2 protein-coding genes are annotated in these 1,709 nt (G+C 70.2%); one reads left to right on the plus strand and one right to left on the minus strand.

Annotated features, from left to right (window positions below; genetic code table 11):
- Window positions 1–91: 91 nt before the first annotated feature.
- Window positions 92–1,090, plus strand: a complete 999-nt coding sequence (locus tag KN815_RS45960; protein ID WP_216347733.1) for an ABC-2 transporter permease — start codon at window positions 92–94, stop codon at window positions 1,088–1,090.
- A 47-nt stretch (window positions 1,091–1,137) separates the two neighbouring features.
- Here the strand turns inward: KN815_RS45960 and KN815_RS45965 are convergent, their stop codons facing one another.
- Window positions 1,138–1,455 carry an Rv1322 family protein gene (locus KN815_RS45965; protein ID WP_216347734.1) on the minus strand — a complete coding sequence of 106 codons (318 nt, stop codon included), beginning with the start codon at window positions 1,453–1,455 and terminating at the stop codon, window positions 1,138–1,140.
- Window positions 1,456–1,709 lie beyond the last annotated feature (254 nt).

A 1,709-nucleotide genomic window follows, 5' to 3' on the forward strand; every position in this document is an offset into this window, starting at 1 on the left:
CCCCGGCTCCCCCCGCTCCCCCGGCTCAGCCGCCCGCGGCGCCCCCCGCCTCCGCCGATCCGACCAAGAGCGACAACGAGGACGACGCCCGATGACGACCCCGTACCAGCACCAGTCCCAGGCGCCCGTCCCCCCGCAGGCAGCCCCGCAGATGCCGCCGCAGGCCCCGCACCAAGCACCCCCGCACCAGTCGGCCCCGCACCACCACGCGCCCCAGATGCCCCACGCGCCCCAGGCATACCAGCAGCCCGTGCCGTCCGGGCCGTCCGGGCCTCCCTCGCAGCCGTACGCCGGTATGGGCCCGTACACCTCGCCGATCCCGGTCCGGCGCACCCACCTCGGCAACGCCCTCGCCTCCGAGTGGACCAAGATCAAGTCGGTGCGCTCCACGATCTGGACGCTCGGCATCATGGTCGCGCTGGTGATCGGAATCGGACTCCTCGTGGGGGCGACCACGAACGACTCCGACTACGACAGCGTGCCCACCACCCTCCCCGGGTTCTTCGGCACTCTGCTCGGCCAGCTCTGCGTCGTCACCCTCGGGGTCCTCGTGATCACCTCCGAGTACGGCACCGGGATGATCCGGACCACCCTCACCGCCTCCCCGCAGCGCTCACGGGTGCTCACCGCCAAGGCGCTGGTCTTCTTCACCCTCTCGTTCACCACCACGACCGTCTCGCTCGCCCTGGTGGCCTACGCGAACATGGGCATGCACAGCGGGCCGGGGGTCCCGGAGCCGACGGGTGACCAGATCCTGGGCGCGACGGTCGGCGCGGGGCTCTATGTGTCGCTGCTGGGGCTGCTCTCGCTGGCCGTCGGAGTCATCCTGCGGCACTCCGCGGGGGCGATCACCACGATGCTCGGGGTGGTGCTGCTGCCGGCCATCCTCCCCGCGTTCCTGGTGATGTCGGACAGCCTGCGCGACCTGGGAACGAAGATGCAGGAGTACTCCTCGCCCCAGTCGCTGGCCTCCCTCTTCCGCCTCGATGAGAGCCTGAACAGCGGCTGGCCCCAACTGTCGGCGCTGGCCGTGGTCACGGCGGCGGCGCTGATCGCCGCGTTCGCACTGCTGGAAAAGCGCGATGTGTAGCGCTCCGTAGCCCCTACGGAGGTCCCGGCCCGGGTGCCGGGCCCGAGTCAGTATCGCGGTGCGTTACGGGACCGCTGGAGCTTGGCGCTCCGGCGGTCCCGCGCGCTCCAGCACGCCTTGTGCCAGTGGCGCCGGTCGTCCGCGCCCATATGCTGCTGCCAGGCGACCACATGCGCCACCCCCGGCGGAATCTCCTGGTCACAGCCCGGGCAGCGGTAGTGCTTGGCGGCGGCCCCGCCGCCGACCTGCCGGACCACCCATTCCTCGCCCTGCCAGGTCTCCATGCGATCGAGGCCGTAGCGATTCGCACTCTCGTGGCCGACGGGCTGCTCGCCGCCTCGCGGGCGGTTTCGGCGTGGAGACACAGGGCACCTCGACAGAACTGTGACTAACGGACTGTGACCAGCGTACGCGCTACGGTCACCGTCCTGGAAAGTCGTCGTCCACACCCACCCTCCGATCATCATGAAAACTTCATGCACGGCCGTGCCCTTGGCACGTGTCAGGCGTTAATGCCTACAAGGGGGGATGCCCGCGCCGGCACATCAGCCGCGACAAGGAGGCAGGATCACGATGGATGTGGGGGCTTTCATCCTGGCCGCTCAATTCCCAGGCCAGG

This window comes from Streptomyces niphimycinicus, assembly GCF_018883605.1.
GTDB classification, from domain to species: Bacteria; Actinomycetota; Actinomycetes; order Streptomycetales; family Streptomycetaceae; genus Streptomyces; species Streptomyces niphimycinicus.